15 protein-coding genes are annotated in these 16640 nt (G+C 59.5%); 8 read left to right on the top strand and 7 right to left on the bottom strand.

Annotated elements, in window-relative coordinates; translation table 11 throughout:
* Positions 1 to 141: 141 nt before the first annotated feature.
* From cyoA to ptaA, 6 genes are all read left to right on the top strand, one after another.
* Positions 142 to 1083: a ubiquinol oxidase subunit II gene (gene cyoA, locus KUA23_RS25130; protein WP_078050133.1), complete on the top strand. Its 942-nt coding sequence runs from the start codon at positions 142 to 144 to the stop codon at positions 1081 to 1083.
* Between the two features lie 3 nt (positions 1084 to 1086).
* Positions 1087 to 3105, top strand: coding sequence for a cytochrome o ubiquinol oxidase subunit I (gene cyoB, locus KUA23_RS25125; protein WP_078050132.1), 2019 nt, complete (start codon positions 1087 to 1089; stop codon positions 3103 to 3105).
* A gap of 3 nt (positions 3106 to 3108) precedes the next feature.
* Complete coding sequence (locus KUA23_RS25120) at positions 3109 to 3735, top strand: cytochrome o ubiquinol oxidase subunit III (protein WP_010206435.1); 627 nt, start codon at positions 3109 to 3111, stop codon at positions 3733 to 3735.
* Positions 3735 to 4076, top strand: coding sequence for a cytochrome o ubiquinol oxidase subunit IV (cyoD, locus tag KUA23_RS25115; protein ID WP_016979640.1), 342 nt, complete (start codon positions 3735 to 3737; stop codon positions 4074 to 4076). The genes KUA23_RS25120 and cyoD overlap by 1 nt, the downstream gene beginning before the upstream one ends.
* Before the next feature lie 11 nt (positions 4077 to 4087).
* Positions 4088 to 4975, top strand: coding sequence for a heme o synthase (gene cyoE / locus KUA23_RS25110; RefSeq protein WP_003194050.1), 888 nt, complete (start codon positions 4088 to 4090; stop codon positions 4973 to 4975).
* Positions 4976 to 5120: 145 nt separating this feature from the next.
* Complete coding sequence (gene ptaA, locus KUA23_RS25105) at positions 5121 to 6215, top strand: pyoverdine biosynthesis transaminase PtaA (RefSeq protein ID WP_252993022.1); 1095 nt, start codon at positions 5121 to 5123, stop codon at positions 6213 to 6215.
* A gap of 132 nt (positions 6216 to 6347) precedes the next feature.
* Here the strand turns inward: ptaA and KUA23_RS25100 are convergent, their stop codons facing one another.
* Positions 6348 to 7067, bottom strand: a complete 720-nt coding sequence (locus KUA23_RS25100) for a hypothetical protein (protein ID WP_078050130.1) — start codon at positions 7065 to 7067, stop codon at positions 6348 to 6350.
* A gap of 69 nt (positions 7068 to 7136) precedes the next feature.
* Positions 7137 to 7640: a DUF6622 family protein gene (locus KUA23_RS25095; protein ID WP_252993021.1), complete on the bottom strand. Its 504-nt coding sequence runs from the start codon at positions 7638 to 7640 to the stop codon at positions 7137 to 7139.
* 199 nt (positions 7641 to 7839) lie between these two features.
* On the opposite strand from KUA23_RS25095, the gene KUA23_RS25090 reads away from it, so the two are divergent.
* Positions 7840 to 9864 carry a c-type cytochrome gene (locus tag KUA23_RS25090; RefSeq protein WP_252993020.1) on the top strand — a complete coding sequence of 675 codons (2025 nt, stop codon included), beginning with the start codon at positions 7840 to 7842 and terminating at the stop codon, positions 9862 to 9864.
* On the opposite strand, the gene KUA23_RS25085 is transcribed toward KUA23_RS25090, so the two are convergent.
* Both KUA23_RS25085 and KUA23_RS25080 read right to left on the bottom strand, forming a co-directional pair.
* Complete coding sequence (locus tag KUA23_RS25085; protein ID WP_252993019.1) at positions 9861 to 11111, bottom strand: 2-aminoadipate transaminase; 1251 nt, start codon at positions 11109 to 11111, stop codon at positions 9861 to 9863. The genes KUA23_RS25090 and KUA23_RS25085 overlap by 4 nt on opposite strands.
* 89 nt (positions 11112 to 11200) lie before the next feature.
* Positions 11201 to 12094, bottom strand: a complete 894-nt coding sequence (locus KUA23_RS25080; RefSeq protein WP_252993018.1) for a LysR substrate-binding domain-containing protein — start codon at positions 12092 to 12094, stop codon at positions 11201 to 11203.
* 144 nt (positions 12095 to 12238) lie between these two features.
* Between KUA23_RS25080 and KUA23_RS25075 the strand changes: the two genes are divergently transcribed.
* Positions 12239 to 13267: an amino acid ABC transporter substrate-binding protein gene (locus tag KUA23_RS25075; protein WP_078050125.1), complete on the top strand. Its 1029-nt coding sequence runs from the start codon at positions 12239 to 12241 to the stop codon at positions 13265 to 13267.
* Positions 13268 to 13279: 12 nt separating this feature from the next.
* Here the strand turns inward: KUA23_RS25075 and KUA23_RS25070 are convergent, their stop codons facing one another.
* The 3 genes from KUA23_RS25070 to KUA23_RS25060 all read right to left on the bottom strand — a co-directional run bounded on the left by KUA23_RS25070 (position 13280) and on the right by KUA23_RS25060 (position 16640).
* Complete coding sequence (locus KUA23_RS25070; protein WP_252993017.1) at positions 13280 to 14293, bottom strand: diguanylate cyclase; 1014 nt, start codon at positions 14291 to 14293, stop codon at positions 13280 to 13282.
* A gap of 140 nt (positions 14294 to 14433) precedes the next feature.
* Entirely contained in the window at positions 14434 to 16323 is a 1890-nt protein-coding gene (locus KUA23_RS25065; protein WP_252993016.1) for an alkaline phosphatase D family protein, read from the bottom strand.
* A 110-nt stretch (positions 16324 to 16433) separates the two neighbouring features.
* A complete protein-coding gene (locus KUA23_RS25060) occupies positions 16434 to 16640 on the bottom strand; it encodes a hypothetical protein (protein ID WP_252993015.1) in 207 nt (68 codons plus the stop codon).

Raw genomic sequence — 16640 nt, 5'->3', positions numbered from 1 at the left:
ACCGCAGGTCCGTGAAACGCCCCCTTTTGGCGTGATGGGCAGGCTCTTATTCAATCGAAGAGAAATGCCAACCCTTGGCAGGGTGAAGTGTTGGCGATCAAAACCCAACTGCATTGCGCAAGCTGCTTTAGAGGTCGTGAGATGAGTAAAAACAGGTACCCCCGATTACTAGGCTTTTTGCCGCTGCTTGGCATGATGTTAATGCTGGGAGGCTGCAAGTGGACCTTGATGGACCCGAAAGGACAGATCGGTCTGGATCAACGAAACCTGATCATCACCGCCACCCTGCTGATGCTGCTGGTCGTGGTCCCTGTGATCATCATGACCTTCGCCTTCGCCTGGAAATACCGCGCGTCGAACACCAGCGCGACCTACGCGCCGAAGTGGTCGCACTCCACCAAGATCGAAATCGCGGTGTGGCTGGTCCCGATCCTCATCATCATCGCCCTGGGTTACATCACCTATAAGTCGACCCACGAGCTGGACCCGTACCGTCCGCTGGAATCCGACGTCAAGCCGATCAACATCGAAGTGGTCGCGCTGGACTGGAAGTGGCTGTTCATCTACCCGGACCTGGGTATCGCCACCGTCAACGAAATCCAGTTCCCAGAGAACACCCCGCTTAACTTCCGGATCACCTCCGACGCCGTGATGAACTCGTTCTTCATCCCAGCCCTGGGCGGCCAGATCTACGCGATGGCAGGCATGCAGACCCGCCTGCACCTGATCGCCAACGAAAAAGCTGAAATGGAAGGCATCTCCGCGAACTACAGCGGCGCTGGCTTCACCGGCATGAAATTCAAAGCGATCTCGACGAGCCAGGAAGGTTTCAACGCCTGGGTAGCCGAAGTCAAGGCCGCACCTAAACAGCTTGATCAAGCTGAATACGACGCCCTGACCAAACCAAGCCAAAACAACCCAGTCGCTCTGTACTCCACGTATGAGCCGAACCTGTTTCAGAAAATCGTCGACAAGTACGAAGGTATGAAGCCAGGCAAGCCGGTCAAGCACGAGAAGAAAGAAGTGGCCGCGGTTGAAGGTTCTGACACGGGCTCGCATTCAACTGCTGGGGCAGAGGAGTAAACGATGTTTGGTAAATTAAGTTGGGATGCGGTCCCGTTCCACGAGCCGATCGTGATGGTGACCATCGCCATGATCGCGCTGGGTGGTCTGGCACTGTTTGCAGCAATCACTTATTTCAAGAAGTGGACCTACCTGTGGACCGAGTGGCTGACTTCGGTCGACCACAAGAAAATCGGCGTCATGTACGTCATCGTTGCCATGGTCATGCTGCTGCGTGGTTTTGCCGACGCCATCATGATGCGTACCCAGTTGGCCATGGCCACCGAGGGTTCGCCTGGCTACCTGCCACCTGAACACTATGACCAGATCTTCACCGCTCACGGTGTGATCATGATCATCTTCATGGCGATGCCATTCTTCACCGGCCTGATGAACCTTGCCTTGCCGCTGCAGATTGGTGCCCGTGACGTTGCCTACCCGTTCCTGAACTCCCTGAGCTTCTGGCTGCTGGTTTCCGGCGTGGTGCTGATCAACGTGTCCCTGGGCGTCGGCGAATTCGCCAAGACCGGTTGGGTTGCGTATCCGCCATTGTCGGGCCTGCAATACAGCCCTGGCGTGGGTGTGGACTACTACATCTGGGCGCTACAGTTATCAGGACTCGGGACGACATTGACGGGGGTCAACTTCCTGGCCACCGTCCTGAAAATGCGCGCCCCTGGCATGAAACTGATGGACATGCCGATCTTCACCTGGACCTGCACCTGGGCCAACGTCCTGATCGTGGCTTCGTTCCCGATCCTGGCCGCTACCATGGCGCTGCTGTCGCTTGACCGTTACCTGGATTTCCACATTTTCACCAACGAGCTTGGTGGTAATCCAATGATGTACGTGAACCTGTTCTGGGCATGGGGTCACCCTGAGGTGTACATCCTGATCCTGCCAGCGTTCGGTATCTTCTCCGAAGTGATCTCGACCTTTACCGGCAAGCGCCTGTTCGGTCACCACTCGATGGTTTACGCATCGGGCGCAATCTCGGTACTGGGCTTCATGGTGTGGCTGCACCACTTCTTCACCATGGGTTCGGGTGCCAGTGTCAACGCCTTCTTCGGCCTGGCGACGATGCTGATTTCCATCCCGACGGGGGTGAAGCTATTCAACTGGCTGTTCACCATCTACCACGGTCGTCTGCGCATGACCAGCCAGGTCCTGTGGACCCTGGGCTTCATGGTGACCTTCGCCATCGGCGGCATGACCGGCGTACTGCTGGCCATCCCGGGTGCTGACTTCGTACTGCACAACAGCCTGTTCGTGATCGCTCACTTCCACAACGTGATCATCGGTGGTGCTGTATTCGGTTACATCGCTGGTTTCAGCTTCTACTTCCCGAAAGCGTTCGGCTTCAAGCTGCACGAAGGCTGGGGCAAGGCTGCATTCTGGTTCTGGATCTCGGGCTTCTTCGTCGCGTTCATGCCGCTCTACGCGTTGGGCTTCATGGGCATGACCCGTCGTCTGAACGCTACTACCAACCCTGAGTGGGTGCCGTACCTGTACGTCGCCATGTTCGGTGCGGTGATGATCGCTGTGGGTATCGCCTGCCAGCTGATCCAGCTGTACGTGAGTGTCCGTGACCGTAAGCAGAACGCTTGCGAATCCGGTGACCCATGGAATGGCCACACCCTGGAATGGTCGACTTCGTCGCCACCGCCGTTCTACAACTTCGCCGTGATCCCTACTGCGAACACCATTGATGCGTTCACCGAAGCCAAGGAAGACGGTACTGCGTACCAGCGTCCTAAGCACTACGAACCGATCCACATGCCGAACAACACCGCCACTGGCGTGGTGATGGGCGCGCTGTTGACCGTGTTCGGTTTCGCGATGATCTGGCACATCTGGTGGCTGGCAATCGCGAGCCTGGTGGGCACCATCGGCTACTTCATTGTCCACGCTGCACGTGATGATCAAGGCTACATGGTGCCGGTCGAGACGATCGAACGCATCGAAGCCGAGCAACACGCTCGCCTGGTCGCCGAGAAGAAAATCCCGGCCAACCGTGTAGAAACCTCGTTGGAACAGGCTTAAACCATGTCGAACTTAGTGACCAATGCTGGACACGCCCATGTCGATGACCATGGGCACGATGACCATCACCACGACTCGGGGCCGATGACCGTTTTCGGTTTCTGGCTCTACCTGATGACCGACTGCATCTTGTTTGCGTCGATCTTCGCGGTGTACGCGGTGCTGGTAAACAACGTAGCGGGTGGCCCATCGGGCCACGACATCTTCGAACTGCCTTACGTGCTCGGCGAAACCGCCTTGCTGTTGTTCAGTTCGATCACCTACGGCTTCGCCATGTTGGCCTTCTACAAGGGCAACAAGAAAGGCGTACTGAGCTGGTTGGCACTGACCTTCCTGTTCGGCCTGGGCTTCATCGGCATGGAGATCAACGAGTTCCACCTGCTGATCTCCGAAGGCTACGGCCCGCACCGTTCCGGCTTCCTGTCCGCGTTCTTCACGCTGGTAGGTACCCACGGTCTGCACGTAACGGCTGGCCTGCTGTGGATGGCGGTGATGATGTATCAGGTCAATAAACACGGCCTGACCAACACCAACAAGACTCGCCTGAGCTGCCTGAGCCTGTTCTGGCACTTCCTGGACGTGGTCTGGATCTGCGTCTTCACCGTTGTTTACCTGATGGGGACTCTGTAATGGCTAATGCACACTCCCATGACCATGACAGCCATGATGCAAGCCACGGCAGCGTTAAGTCGTACGCCATCGGCTTCATCCTGTCGGTAATCCTGACGCTCATCCCGTTCGGTCTGGTGATGTACCCGACCCTGCCTAAGTCGATCACCTTGATGATCGTGCTGGCATTCGCGGTGATTCAGGTTCTGGTTCACCTGGTGTACTTCCTGCACCTGGATCGTTCCAAGGAACAGCGCGACAACGTGGTTGCATTCGTGTTCGCTGGGATCGTAATCGTACTGCTGGTTGGCCTGTCGATATGGATCATGTTCAGCATCCATACGTTCATGATGGCGAAGTGAGGTAAGACCCGATGTCGCTTAAGCACTTTATCCAAATCACCAAACCGGGGATCATTTTCGGTAACGTGCTTTCTGTGGCGGGCGGTTTCTTCCTGGCCTCCAAGGGACATGTCGATCTGGCCATCTTCCTGGCTGCGATGATCGGCACTTCCCTGGTGGTAGCTTCCGGTTGTGTGTTCAACAACTGCATCGACCGTGACATCGATATCAAGATGGAGCGCACCAAGAATCGTGTGCTGGTCCAGGGCCTCATTTCCCTGAAACTGGCACTGATCTATGCGACCGTCCTGGGTGTTGCCGGTGTGGCGTTGTTGTACAAGGTGGCCAACCCGCTGGCGGCGCTGTTTGCCGTGATCGGCTTTGTCATCTACGTCGGCCTCTACAGCCTGTACCTCAAGCGCAAGTCGGTGCACGGCACGCTGGTGGGCAGTCTGTCGGGGGCGATGCCGCCGGTGATTGGTTATGTGGCTGTGACCAATAGCTTCGACATGGCCGCGCTGACGCTACTGGTGATGTTCAGCCTGTGGCAGATGCCGCACTCGTACGCCATCGCGATTTTCCGCTTCAATGACTACCTGGCTGCTTCGATTCCGGTCTTGCCGGTAAAACGTGGCATCCAGGTCGCCAAGAAACACATCCTGCTGTACATCCTGGCCTTCCTCGTGGCGACCTTGATGTTGACCTTCAGTGGCTACGCCGGCATGAGCTACCTCGCCGTCGCCGCTGCCATGGGCATGTACTGGTTGTACATGGCCTGGACCGGCTACAAGGCGGTGGACGACACCGTTTGGGCGCGCAAGCTGTTCGTGTTCTCGATTTTCACCATCACCGCGCTCAGCGTGATGATGTCCCTGGATTTCCAAGTGCCGAAAGAGCTGTTGCTGACCTACGCTCACTGAGTGGTCCCGCAGTGAAAAAGCCCCGCCGTCGAGAGACGCGCGGGGCTTTTTCTTGGGAGTGGTTTTAAATCTGCGGGTGTTTTTCTCGTCATACCCCTCTGTACGCGTTGTGCGAATCCATTACCCGTCTACAAGGAGTAGCTCTATGGTCAGCGTCAGTCGCCGGTCACTTCTCGCCCTTGGCGCAGCCCTGCCATTGCTGGGGCGCCTCGATTGGGCCGTTGCCAGCCCGCCGCCGGCCCAACCTGACAAGGTGCTGCTCAACTACAACGAAAGCCCTTACGGGCCCTCACGGGCCGCCCGTGAGGCAATGCAGCAGGGAATCGCCACGTCCGGGCGTTACCCTTACAAACATATGTACGCGCTGGCCGGGTTATTTGCCCAGCAGCAAGGCATTGCCGAGGAACAGGTGGCTGTGTTCGCAGGCTCCATGGCCGCCCTGCGCTACGCAGTACTGGCGTTTACCAGCGAGACCCGTGGCCTGGTAATGCCCACGCCGTCCTACGAAGTGCCGCGCCAGGCCGCCGAATCGAACAAGGCGCCGGTAAAGGAAGTCAGCCTCGACGCCGACCACGCCCACGATATCCCGGCCATGCTCGCTGCCGATCCCCAGGCCGGCATGTTCTACCTGTGCAACCCCAACAACCCCACTGGCACCGTCACCCCGATTGAGGCCATCCGCCACGCCCTGGCGAACAAACCCAAGGGCAGTGTGCTGGTGGTGGACGAGGCCTACATCGACTTCGCCGATGTGCCCAGCGTCGTCAGTTGGGTCAAGGATCACGACGACCTGCTGGTGTTGCGCACCTTCTCGAAAATCTACGGCCTGGCCGGCGCTCGACTGGGCCTGGCGATCGGCCACCCGGCGTTGTTGGAGCAACTGGCCGTGTTTGGCGGCGACAACGTGCCGGCGGGCTCCACCTTGCTCGGCGGCCTTGCCAGCCTTGAGGACGTCAAACTGCTGCCGCAACGAAAGGCGCTCAATCAGCAACTGCGCGATGAGACCGTGGCCTGGCTGAAAGGGCGTGGGTTCACCTGCACGGCGTCACAGGCCAACTGTTTCATGATCGACGTGAAGCAACCGGCGGAGCAGGTGATCGAGAAACTGGCAGCTCAAGGCGTGATGATCGGCCGTGTGTTTAAAAACTGGCCGCAGTGGGTACGGGTGACGGTGGGGAACAAGCGGGAGATGGCGCGGTTTCGGGAGGTGTTTGCGGCACAAGTCGAACGCGCGGGTTAAACCGATGCAAAACAAATGTGGGAGCTGACTTGCCTGCGATGCAGACGCCTCGGTATATCAATGAGACCGAGGTGATGCTATCGCACGTAAGCCAGCTCCCACATTTGATTCTGCGGTGTCGCTTGCCTTGGGTTACTGCTGCGCGATGCTGTACCCATCAAATGCGGTCTGCTGCTGCAGCGCAGTGATCACGCTCTTGCGGCTCAGCGGCTGCTCGGCGCCGGCGTTATCCACAAAGCTCTCAACCGCAAGCTCCGCTTCATCCCCTTCACCCACAAAGCTGAACCCCAGGAACTCGAACGCCTCACGGTCAACGTTCAGCTTGGAGCGCGGCGTGCGCAGCGGCAGGGTGACGCTGATGCCATCCTTGCTGATCACAAACACCTCGGCTTCTTTCTTGGGCCGTGACGCCTTGCTCTTGCCAGCGCTTGGGTTGCTGATGGCCTGGTGGCTCTGGTTCAGCACTTTCAATGCCAGGCCGTAGACCAACTCCTGGAATTCGGGGTCGTCCTTGAAGCTGGAGAGGATGCGGCTGATGGAAAACTGACTGCTCAGGTTCTCCAGGGCGGCGTTGTCGGCGGCCTCGGCGTCCTTGAGTTGCTTGAGCTGGCCCATCAAGTCGTAGGCCTTGTCGTCGTCGAAGGCATCGTGGGCCTGGCGGATGGCCACGCGCAGTTCGCGGATCTGGTCGCTTTCCTTGGAGGTGTGGAACGCGTCCAGCACCATCTCGCTGATGATCTTGGCCGCTGGCAGATGCTGTGAAAGATTGATGGCGTTTTCGTATTCGGCTTTGGATTGCAACGCGGCTACGGATTCTTCGGGGGCGGATTTTTCGGTGTAAGAATCGGACATTGAAATTTCACTACTTCAGTAAACGAGGACAAAAAACGTCGGGCATTTTCAGGGGGGAGGGAGGTCAGGTCAAGGCAGCACAATGCCCTTATCCCGACGCAACGCCGTCAGCGCCCGCTGCAGCCGCACGGCTCGTCCGCAAAACAGACCTACGGTAAACCCCGATACGCCGCCAACTGCCATCAACATCGTCGGCGTGCTCAGCAGCAGCGGATGCACGGCTTGCTGGTAACCGAAGTAGTACTTCACCGCAAAGAACAGTTGCGAGATCAGCAGGGGTTTCCAGGTGCCCGGCAATACCAGGGTCTCGCCATTGGCATCCAGCCGCGCCCCTTCAACGTTGAACAGCACCATCCCCACCAGGCTGCCCAGCACTGCGCCTGCGACCCACGCACCGCTCGACAAGATTGAAGGCGCCAAGGACATCAACGACCACACCACCAGCACCACCGGCAGGATCACCAGCGAGCAGCGATTTTCGCGTCCACCCAGGCAGGCCTTGATGCCGTAGTAGCAAATCCACAGGTAAATGGCGTAGACCCAAATGGGCGTGCCTTGGAGGATGTCGAGCATGGTGTGCGTCCGTGCAGAGGGGAGATGGCGGATAGTCGTTGAGTACTGACGCCTTTGTCCAGCGATTTGCCCCTGACTCACATCAACACTCCCCGCCCACAAAACCGTTACAACACAGAGGCCTGATGAACCCATAAAAACGACCACTGACCTGCGCCGAGGGGACCGCCCCACGCCAGGTTATTAAAGGACTAATGCGATGGCGCTTTCCCTTTCTCGCCTGGCCTTGCTGGGGGCGACGCTTTGCCTGTCTCTTCCCCTGCACGCCAACGTTCCCGACGCTTCGCTGATCGAGCAGGGCAAATACGTCGCGCAACTGGGCGACTGCGTAGCCTGCCACACGGCCAAGCAAGGCAAGGTGATGGCCGGTGGCCTGGAGCTGAGCACGCCGATGGGCACGATCTATTCGAGCAATATCACGCCGGACCGAGAGACAGGGATTGGCGCCTACACCTTCGAAGAGTTCGACCGCGTCATGCGCGAAGGCGTGACGCCGACGGGCATGAACCTGTACCCGGCGATGCCGTACCCGTCTTACGCCAAGATGAATGAAACCGACATGCGCGCGCTGTACGCCTATCTGATGCAAGGCGTCGAGCCAGTGCAGCAGGCCAATCTCGAGGCGGACATGGGCTTCCCGTTCAACCAGCGCTGGGGACTGGCGTTGTGGAATTTTGTCTTCCTCGACAAACAACCCTTCAAGCCGGATCCTGCACGCGATGAACAACTCAACCGTGGCGCCTACCTGGTCCAGGGCCTGGGCCACTGCGGCTCCTGTCACACGCCACGGGGCATTGCGTTCCAGGAAAAAGCCATGAGCGACGAGGGTGTCAGCGGCCAGCACTACCTGGCCGGCGAAACCGTCGAGCACTGGCGCGCCCTGAGCCTACGTAACCTGTGGACGGTGGAAGACACCGTGCAACTGCTCAAGACCGGGCAAAACCGCTTTGCCACGGTCGCCGGCAATATGGCCGATGTGATTCACCACAGCACCCAGCACTTCAGCGACTACGACCTGACGGCTATCGCCAGTTACTTGAAATCCCTAGCGCCCGGTAAAGACGACTTGCCCATGCCGTCCGTGGCCCAGGCGCCAGCCGTGCCACCTGCAGATTTGTTCACCAGTCGCGGCGGACTGGGTTACATGCAGTTCTGCAGCAATTGTCATCGCAGCGATGGTGCGGGCGTGAAAGGCCTGTTCCCACCTTTGGCCGGCAATCCGAGCATTGCGTCCAGCAACCCGACTTCACTGCTGCACATCACCCTCACCGGCTGGGAGACCGCACAAACGGCAACGCACCCACGGATCTACACCATGCCGGGTTTCGCCCGTTTGAACGATCTGGAAATCGCCGAGATCCTCAGTTTCGTACGTACCCGTTGGGGTAACGTAGGCACGCCGATCAGCGCCGGCCAGGTGAAGAAACTGCGTGACCAACTCAACCCGGCCACCACCGATTCATCGGCCTTCGAAACCCCGCGCCTGGCCGAGTTGCTTGCGGCGCCCAACGCCGACCAGGTGATTCGCGGCATGCGCCTGCATCTGCAAACCAAAGAGCTGCTGCCCAACAATGTCGGCAATTCACTCAATTGCACCAGTTGCCATCTCAACGCTGGCACGGTAGCGGATGGGGCTCCGTTTGTAGGCGTCTCGGCGTTTTTCCCCAGCTATGCGCCGCGCGCAGGCAAGGTGGTGACCCTGGAAGAACGAATTAACGGCTGCTTCCGCCGCTCGATGAATGGCAAGCCACTGCCGCCACAATCGGCAGACATGCAAGCGATGGTCGCCTATTTCGATTGGATGAAAAACAACACCCGCCCCGAAGACAAAGTAGCCGGGCGCGGCGTGGGCAAGGTCGACCCGGCGATCAAGCCGGACCTGGCCAATGGCAAACAGGTCTACGCCAAGCAGTGCGCGGTGTGCCATGGCGACAATGGCCAAGGCTTGGCGCGGGCGGATGGCGAGCTTATCTACCCACCGTTGTGGGGTGAGCAATCCTTCAATATCGGCGCCGGCATGGCCCGCACCTACACGGCGGCGGCGTTCGTCAAACGCAACATGCCGATTGGCTTCCACGAGAAATTCCCGCTGGGGCAGGGCGGTCTGTCGGACCAGGAAGCCGTGGACGTGGCCGCGTATTTCTCGGGGCAACCGCGCCCGGGGTTCCCGGACAAGGTCAAGGATTGGCCGAACGGCGGCAAACCTGCCGATGCGCGTTACTAGTCCAACTGTTTGAGGCAGGCCTCGAGGATATCCAGGCCTTCCTCCAGCACCGCAGGCTCGATGGTCAGCGGTGCCAGCAGGCGGATGATGTGCCGCGCCTTGCCGCTGGGCATCAGCAACACACCGGCGTCCCGCGCCAGGCCGAGCAACTGGGTCAGCTGTTTCGACGCGGGTGTACCGTCGGCGTTGGCCAGTTCGATGCCGCGCATAGCGCCCACGCCGGTCAGACGGCCCAGGTAAGGAGTCAGGCCTTGCGCACACCAGGTCTGATAACGGCTGACGATGGCTTCTTCCTGCTGTAAGCCCCAGGTTTTCAGGTGTTCATCGGTCATGGCATCGAGGGTCGCCACCGCTGCCGCGCAAGCAATGGGGTTGCCGGAATAGGTGCCGCCCAGGCCACCTTTGGGCAGATTGTCCATCAACGCCTTGCGCCCTACGACGGCGCCCAACGGCACACCGCCGGCGATGCTTTTACCCAGCAGGATCAAGTCCGGCTCGATCCCCAGGCGCGAGAACGCAAAACGCTCGCCGGTACGGCCAAAGCCCGATTGGATTTCATCGATAATCAGCAAAATGTTGTTCTCGTCGCAAAAGCGCCGCAGCGCCTGGGCGAATTCGATGTCCAGCGCCAGGAATCCCCCTTCGCCCTGAACCGGCTCGATGATGAAACAGGCCACATCGTTGACGTCGATTTCAACGCTGAACAGGCGGTCCATGGCCTTCAGTGCTTCGGCGCAGGTCACGCCGTTATCGGTGCTGGGGTAGGGCAGGTGATACACAGGGCCCGGCAGTACACCGACTTTTTGTTTGTAGGGCGCCACCTTGCCGTTGAGATTGAGCGTGGCCAAGGTGCGGCCGTGGAAGGCGCCGTCAAAGGCGATCACTGCGGTGCGTCCGGTGGCACCACGCACAATCTTCAGCGCGTTTTCCGCCGCTTCCGCGCCGCTGTTGGTGAGCATTCCACTGACGGGGTAGTCCACCGGGATGAATGCGGTCAGGCGGTCCATCAGCTCAATGTAGGGCGCATGCGGGGCGGCATTGAACGCGTAGTGGGTCAGCCGGGTGGCCTGCTCTCGAATCGCTTCGACCACGCCGTGGTGGCAGTGGCCGAGGTTGAGCACGCCGATACCGCCGACAAAATCGATATAGCGTTTGCCCGAGGTGTCCCACACCTCGGCGTTTTTACCGTGGCTGAGGCTGATAGGGTGAACGATGGAAATCGACTGGCTGATGGTTTCGCGGCTCATGAATCGGGGACTCGGCAGTGACGGGCTTGTTTTTATCTAAGCCGGGCGCCCGCCCTTGCCGCAAACGAAATAAAGTCGCCGGGTCATTATTAAAAGTCGGGATGTGCGCGGATGTACTCCACCATCCAGTTCAGGAACGCCTTCACCTTGGGAATCTCGCCTGCATGTTCGGCGTGAGCGATAAAGTGCGCGCCGCTGCTGGGCATCGCGTAGTCCCATGGAATCATCAGGCTGCCCTGTGCCAGTTCTTCGGCCACCAGGTACTGCGGCACCAACGCCACGCCATAGCCCGATTGCGCCGCGCGAATACACATATAGAACGTGTCGAAGCGCGGTCCGTGGTAGCTGTTCTGCGAGTGCAGCCCCTGTTCCAGGAACCATTCGTGCCAGGCTTCCGGGCGCGAGGTGCATTGCAGCAAGGTGTGGCGTGAGGAAGCATCGCTGCCCTCGGCCACAAACCCCGGTGCACACACCGGCACCACCGCCTCACGGAACAGTTCGATGCACGTCGCCCCCGGCCATGAGCCCTGGCCGAAGAAAAACGCGATATCGGCCTTGGCCTGCAGCACATCGAAGGGCTCCAGTTCGTTGCGCACATCCAAGTGGATGTTCGGGTGTTTCGCCGCGAAATCCTTGAGCTTGGGCACCAGCCAACGGTCGCCGAAGGTCGGTTGGGTGGCGATGCGCAGCACTTCGGTTTCGCCGCCATAGGTGAGGATATAGCGGCTGGAGATGTCCACTTGGGTGAGGATCTTGTGCACTTCGGCCAGGTACAACGACCCCGCCGGCGACAGGTACAAGCGCTGGCGCACCCGTTCGAACAGGTTGTGGCAGAGCATCTCTTCCAACTGCGCCACCTGCTTGCTGACTGCACTCTGGGTCAGGTGCAGCTCTTCGGCGGCGCGAGTGAAGCTCAAATGACGGGCGGCGGCTTCGAAGCACTGCAAGGCCGTCATCGAAGGGGTCAAGCGTTTTGAAATCATGCAGTTCATTCCAAATCGGAAGGAGCCTTTGCCTAAAGGTCGTTTGTGGCAGTGGTGTAAAGCCGTTGATACTGCCCGGCAGCACTATAAACCGGCGCGGGCTGTGCGGCGCCGAATAATAAGGAATGACAGGGAGAGCCATGCATGAACCCATTCAAAATGACTTTGGCCGCGATGGGCGCCACCGCCGCGCTTGGCCTGGCGAGCTCCGCCTACGCGGGTGTGACCCTGGACGCGATCCAGAAAAAAGGCTTCATCCAATGCGGCGTCAGCGATGGACTGCCGGGCTTTGGCGTGCCGGACAGTAAAGGGAAGATGACCGGCATCGATGTGGACGTGTGCCACGCGGTGGCGGCGGCGGTGTTTGGTGATGCGTCAAAAGTGAAGTTCACCCAATTGACCGCCAAGGAACGCTTCACCGCGCTGCAGTCCGGCGAGATCGACGTGATCTCTCGCAACACCACGTGGACCAGTTCCCGTGATTCGGGCATGGGCCTGGTGTTCACCGGTGTGACCTACTACGACGGCATCGGCTTTCTGGTGAATAACAAGTTGGGTGTCACCGGTGCCAAGCAACTGGACGGGGCCACGGTGTGCATTCAGGCCGGCACCACCACCGAGTTGAATGTCTCCGATTACTTTCGCACCAACGGCATGAAGTACACGCCGATTACCTTCGACACCGCCGACGAAAGCGCCAAGGGCCTGGAAGCCGGGCGTTGCGACGTGCTGACCACTGACCAGTCGGGCCTGTATGCCCAGCGCATCAAGATGGCCCACCCGGACGAGTTCGTGGTGCTGCCGGAAGTGATCTCCAAGGAGCCACTGGGGCCGTTGGTGCGCAAGGGCGATGACGAGTGGTTCAGCATCGTCAAGTGGACCCTGTTCGCCATGCTCAATGCCGAGGAAATGGGCATCACCTCGCAGAACGTCGAAGAGCAGGCCAAGACCACCAAGAACCCGGACGTTGCACGGTTGCTGGGGGCTGATGGCGAATACGGCAAGGACCTCAAACTGCGCAAGGATTGGGTGGTGCAGATCGTCAAGCAGGTGGGCAACTACGGCGAAGTGTTCGAGCGCAACATCGGCCAGGGCAGCGTGCTGAAGATCAAGCGCGGGCTCAATGCACTGTGGAACAACGGCGGTATCCAGTACGCGCCGCCGGTTCGATAACCCGCAGGGGTGTTATTGCGACACCCCATCCTTGCCCGCAGCCTTGGCGCGATACAACGCCTGGTCGGCACGCGCCATCAGGGCTGTGGGGGGGGCATCCCTTTGACGCTCGGCCACGCCAAGGCTGAGGGTGATCTTGAGGTTGCCGTTGTGCGGCTGCCTTCTCATCACCTGGCAAATGCGTTCTGCCAGCGCCATGGCTATCTCCAGCGAGGTTTTGGGCAGCACCAGTACAAACTCATCGCCACCCCACCGGGCCAGTACGTCATGGGGGCGAATACAGCTTTCCAGGCATTCCACCACCTGCACCAGCGTGCGGTCGCCCACGCCATGACCGTAGCGGTCATTGATCGGCTTGAAGTCATCGATGTCCATCGCAATCAACGTCAGCGGCAGGCGAAAGCGTTGGGCACGGTTACACTCTTCCAGCAGCACTTTCTCCAGGCGATAACGGTTGGCGACCAGGGTCAGGGCATCCCGCTCGGCCAAGGAGCGGTTTTCATCCAACTGAAGTTGTAACTGTCGATTGACCCGCGACAGCTCCCGCGTGCGTTCAGCCACCAGGGCCTCAAGGGATTGATTGCGTCGTTCCAATTGTTCGACGGAGCATTTTCTGAGGTGAATATCACGGTGCGCGCCGACCATGCGCGCCACTGAACCGTCGGCATTGCGCGCAATCACGTAGCCCCGGTCTTCGATCCACAGGTAGCTGCCGTCTTCCTTGCGGCAACGGTACTCGGCTTGATAGTGAGGGGCGCGGCGGTGGATGTAGTCGTCAAACAGCTTCATCACCTGAGGGTAGTCATCCGGGTGGATCACGTTTTCCCAGGTGAACACGTTGTTCTCCAGCGCATGGCGGTGATAGCCGAGCATTTCGTACCACCCCGGGTTGCGATAGACGAACCCGGTATTGGCGTTCCAGTCCCAAATCCCGTCGCTGACCAACTCCAGAACGGTGTGCAGCATGTCGGCGTTGAAGTGAGAGAAATCTTGCTTCAACGGATTGTTGTCGGAGGTATCGTTCATCTTCGCGTTCCTTGCGTGGACAGGCGCTCAATGCGTGTCGTTGTTGACGCCGATACTCCGTGGCTGGGGCTACTGTACAACGGGGCTTGGTGGCTTTGAATAGGGCAGATGTACGGCTTATGGTGGATGGCGATAGGCTATTATTGCGGCGCCACCATCCTCGTCTGCGCCTTACCATCCGCGTTGTGCTGGTAAATCGCTTCAGGCTGGCCCTGTTCGTTAAAAAACACTTGGCCAATCCCCGCCGAATTCCATAGTCGTTCGCCGGCTTCTGCATGCTCGGGAATATGCGGCACTACCTGCATGGGGCGCCGGCGGGTGAACCAGTTGAGGGGCGAGCGTGGTGAGTAGAGCCAGCGGTTGAGGCGGTCGAACCATTCCAACAGCCTTGGGGGGAATTCGTTCTTGATGCCGCTGCTGGTGATCTGCCAGATCCTGGGGCCGGCGTTGCGATGGCGGATCAGCACTTCGTAGACGAATGAGTAGTGCACGTCACCTGAGAGGATCACGTAGTTTCCCGGCGTGCGCGAGTGGCGGAAGATGTTGAGGATCACCTGGGCCGCGCCGCGATGGGCCATCCAGTTTTCCGCATCCACCAGCAAGGGGTGGCCGCACCAGCTGAAGACCTTCTGTACCGTCTCGATCAGCTTCACGCCGAAGATCGGCGCGGGCGAGACGATGATGGCCGAGGGGTGGTCGAGCAGTTCCTGTTGCAGTTCGCTCAAGGCCTCCCAGTCGAGCAGGCCGGAGGGTTGCTTGAGGGTGAACTCGCTGCGCCAGCGCCGGGTACGGGTGTCGAGCACCACCAGGGCGGGGGTGGTGGGCAGTACGTAATGCCATTGTTGGAACTTGAGCAGCGTTTCGATCAACTCATCCAGCGCTCCGGCATCCAGATGGTTGGCCTGGGGCTGGCGGGTAAGCGCCTGGCTTTGGCTGATCAGTTCGCCAAATGCATCCGGCTGGTTGCCCCAGCCCTGGCACAGCAGGTAGGCCAGCAGGGCATTGCCGATGATGCGCTTGGAGAACGGGTGACCGTAGGCGGTTTCCTCCCACTGGGCGCTGAGGTTCCAGTCGTCGGTGATGTCGTGATCATCAAAGATCATCAAGGTGGACAGGTGGGCGAACACCCGCGCAACGCCAGGCAGGCCGTCGCGGAATGTATCGATCTGTGCCTGTTCGCGGGCATAACGTTGCTGTTCTTCAGGACTCAGTCGCGGTGCTTGAGGCGTGATCAGCGTCCAGGGCGTGGGTGACCACACCAGCAAATACATCGCGATGACTTCGGCGAAGGTCACCAGGTGATTGTCCGCGGTACTGCTGGTGAAAATGGGTTTTTTCACTCCGCCAAAGAAGCGTTCGCGCAGGGTCTCGTTACTGTCCAGTGCCGGCAGCAAGTCGGCGCGGTGGTAGTAGCTGGCGCGGTGTCCATAGAGGCTGGCGCTGTCGTCCACCACGGCGCCTTCCAGGTATTCATCGAACAGGCCCAGGCGTGTGATCAGCGCATGGATCGCCCGCAGCATTGGCCCAGCGACATCGTCGGCGTACACCTGGTCGCCACTCATCATCAGCAGGGCAGGGCGGTCGGCCGGGGTGTGGGCTTCAGCCAGCAGGCGGTCAACGCACAGCAGGCCTTCGTCGGCGCTGTGATGGGGTTTGCGGCAGGAGCCGTGTACCAACTGATGGATACGGCTGTGCAAAACAAAACTTGGAAGTTGCGCGTTGGCATACAGCAGGTGCGGTGCCCAGTCGGCGATGCCGGTGTTGTCGAACACCAGGTCGTAGGGGATCTCCACGTCCAGGGGCAGCGCATCACCCAGCGGGACGTCGATCAGGTGGATAAAGGCGTGGCGCCCCACCGGCACGATCTGGCATTGGTCAAGGGTGATCTCCAGCGTTTCGGTTGGCAGATGCAACGTCAGGGTCAATTCCAGGGCTCGACTGCCTACCAGCCACAACACCAGGCGCCGAGGTTCGAGGCGTCGCAGCAGTGGGCCGGCCAGTACGGCGGGCAGTGTGTCGAGGTGCGGCATGCAGGCAAAGGTCCAGGCGGGATGAACCGGCAAGATTAACGCAGTGAATGTCAGTGTTTTGTTAAGGGGGAAATACGAAGAGCCGTGCACAGCTCTTCGTATGATTCGGGTTAAGGCAAGTAGCCCCTTCCCAGGCTGTCTGTGTTGCCGTTGCCCTTCCTGCGGTTGTTACTGGCGGCTCCACTGTTGTTGTCCTCGGCGTTCCGTTCCGAATGTATGTCCTCAATGTTGTGCTTCGTGCGCTGTGACTCTCCGGCATCCTGCGGCAGCGTGGAGTAATGGAAGATGTTCAGCGTCTGGAGGTTTGAGATATCCAT

Source organism: Pseudomonas pergaminensis (genome assembly GCF_024112395.2).
In the GTDB taxonomy this organism is placed as follows: domain Bacteria; phylum Pseudomonadota; class Gammaproteobacteria; order Pseudomonadales; family Pseudomonadaceae; genus Aquipseudomonas; species Aquipseudomonas pergaminensis.
This window is presented reverse-complemented; position numbering and strand designations above follow the sequence as displayed.

What these genes read in the sequence shown, in the direction of transcription:
- cyoA (WP_078050133.1), top strand. Translation starts at nt 142, where the DNA reads ATGAGTAAAAACAGGTACCCCCGATTACTAGGCTTTTTGCCGCTGCTT.
- cyoB (WP_078050132.1), top strand. Translation starts at nt 1,087, where the DNA reads ATGTTTGGTAAATTAAGTTGGGATGCGGTCCCGTTCCACGAGCCGATC.
- KUA23_RS25120 (WP_010206435.1), top strand. Translation starts at nt 3,109, where the DNA reads ATGTCGAACTTAGTGACCAATGCTGGACACGCCCATGTCGATGACCAT.
- cyoD (WP_016979640.1), top strand. Translation starts at nt 3,735, where the DNA reads ATGGCTAATGCACACTCCCATGACCATGACAGCCATGATGCAAGCCAC.
- cyoE (WP_003194050.1), top strand. Translation starts at nt 4,088, where the DNA reads ATGTCGCTTAAGCACTTTATCCAAATCACCAAACCGGGGATCATTTTC.
- ptaA (WP_252993022.1), top strand. Translation starts at nt 5,121, where the DNA reads ATGGTCAGCGTCAGTCGCCGGTCACTTCTCGCCCTTGGCGCAGCCCTG.
- KUA23_RS25100 (WP_078050130.1), bottom strand. Translation starts at nt 7,067, where the DNA reads ATGTCCGATTCTTACACCGAAAAATCCGCCCCCGAAGAATCCGTAGCC.
- KUA23_RS25095 (WP_252993021.1), bottom strand. Translation starts at nt 7,640, where the DNA reads ATGCTCGACATCCTCCAAGGCACGCCCATTTGGGTCTACGCCATTTAC.
- KUA23_RS25090 (WP_252993020.1), top strand. Translation starts at nt 7,840, where the DNA reads ATGGCGCTTTCCCTTTCTCGCCTGGCCTTGCTGGGGGCGACGCTTTGC.
- KUA23_RS25085 (WP_252993019.1), bottom strand. Translation starts at nt 11,111, where the DNA reads ATGAGCCGCGAAACCATCAGCCAGTCGATTTCCATCGTTCACCCTATC.
- KUA23_RS25080 (WP_252993018.1), bottom strand. Translation starts at nt 12,094, where the DNA reads ATGATTTCAAAACGCTTGACCCCTTCGATGACGGCCTTGCAGTGCTTC.
- KUA23_RS25075 (WP_078050125.1), top strand. Translation starts at nt 12,239, where the DNA reads ATGAACCCATTCAAAATGACTTTGGCCGCGATGGGCGCCACCGCCGCG.
- KUA23_RS25070 (WP_252993017.1), bottom strand. Translation starts at nt 14,293, where the DNA reads ATGAACGATACCTCCGACAACAATCCGTTGAAGCAAGATTTCTCTCAC.
- KUA23_RS25065 (WP_252993016.1), bottom strand. Translation starts at nt 16,323, where the DNA reads ATGCCGCACCTCGACACACTGCCCGCCGTACTGGCCGGCCCACTGCTG.
- KUA23_RS25060 (WP_252993015.1), bottom strand. Translation starts at nt 16,640, where the DNA reads ATGGATATCTCAAACCTCCAGACGCTGAACATCTTCCATTACTCCACG.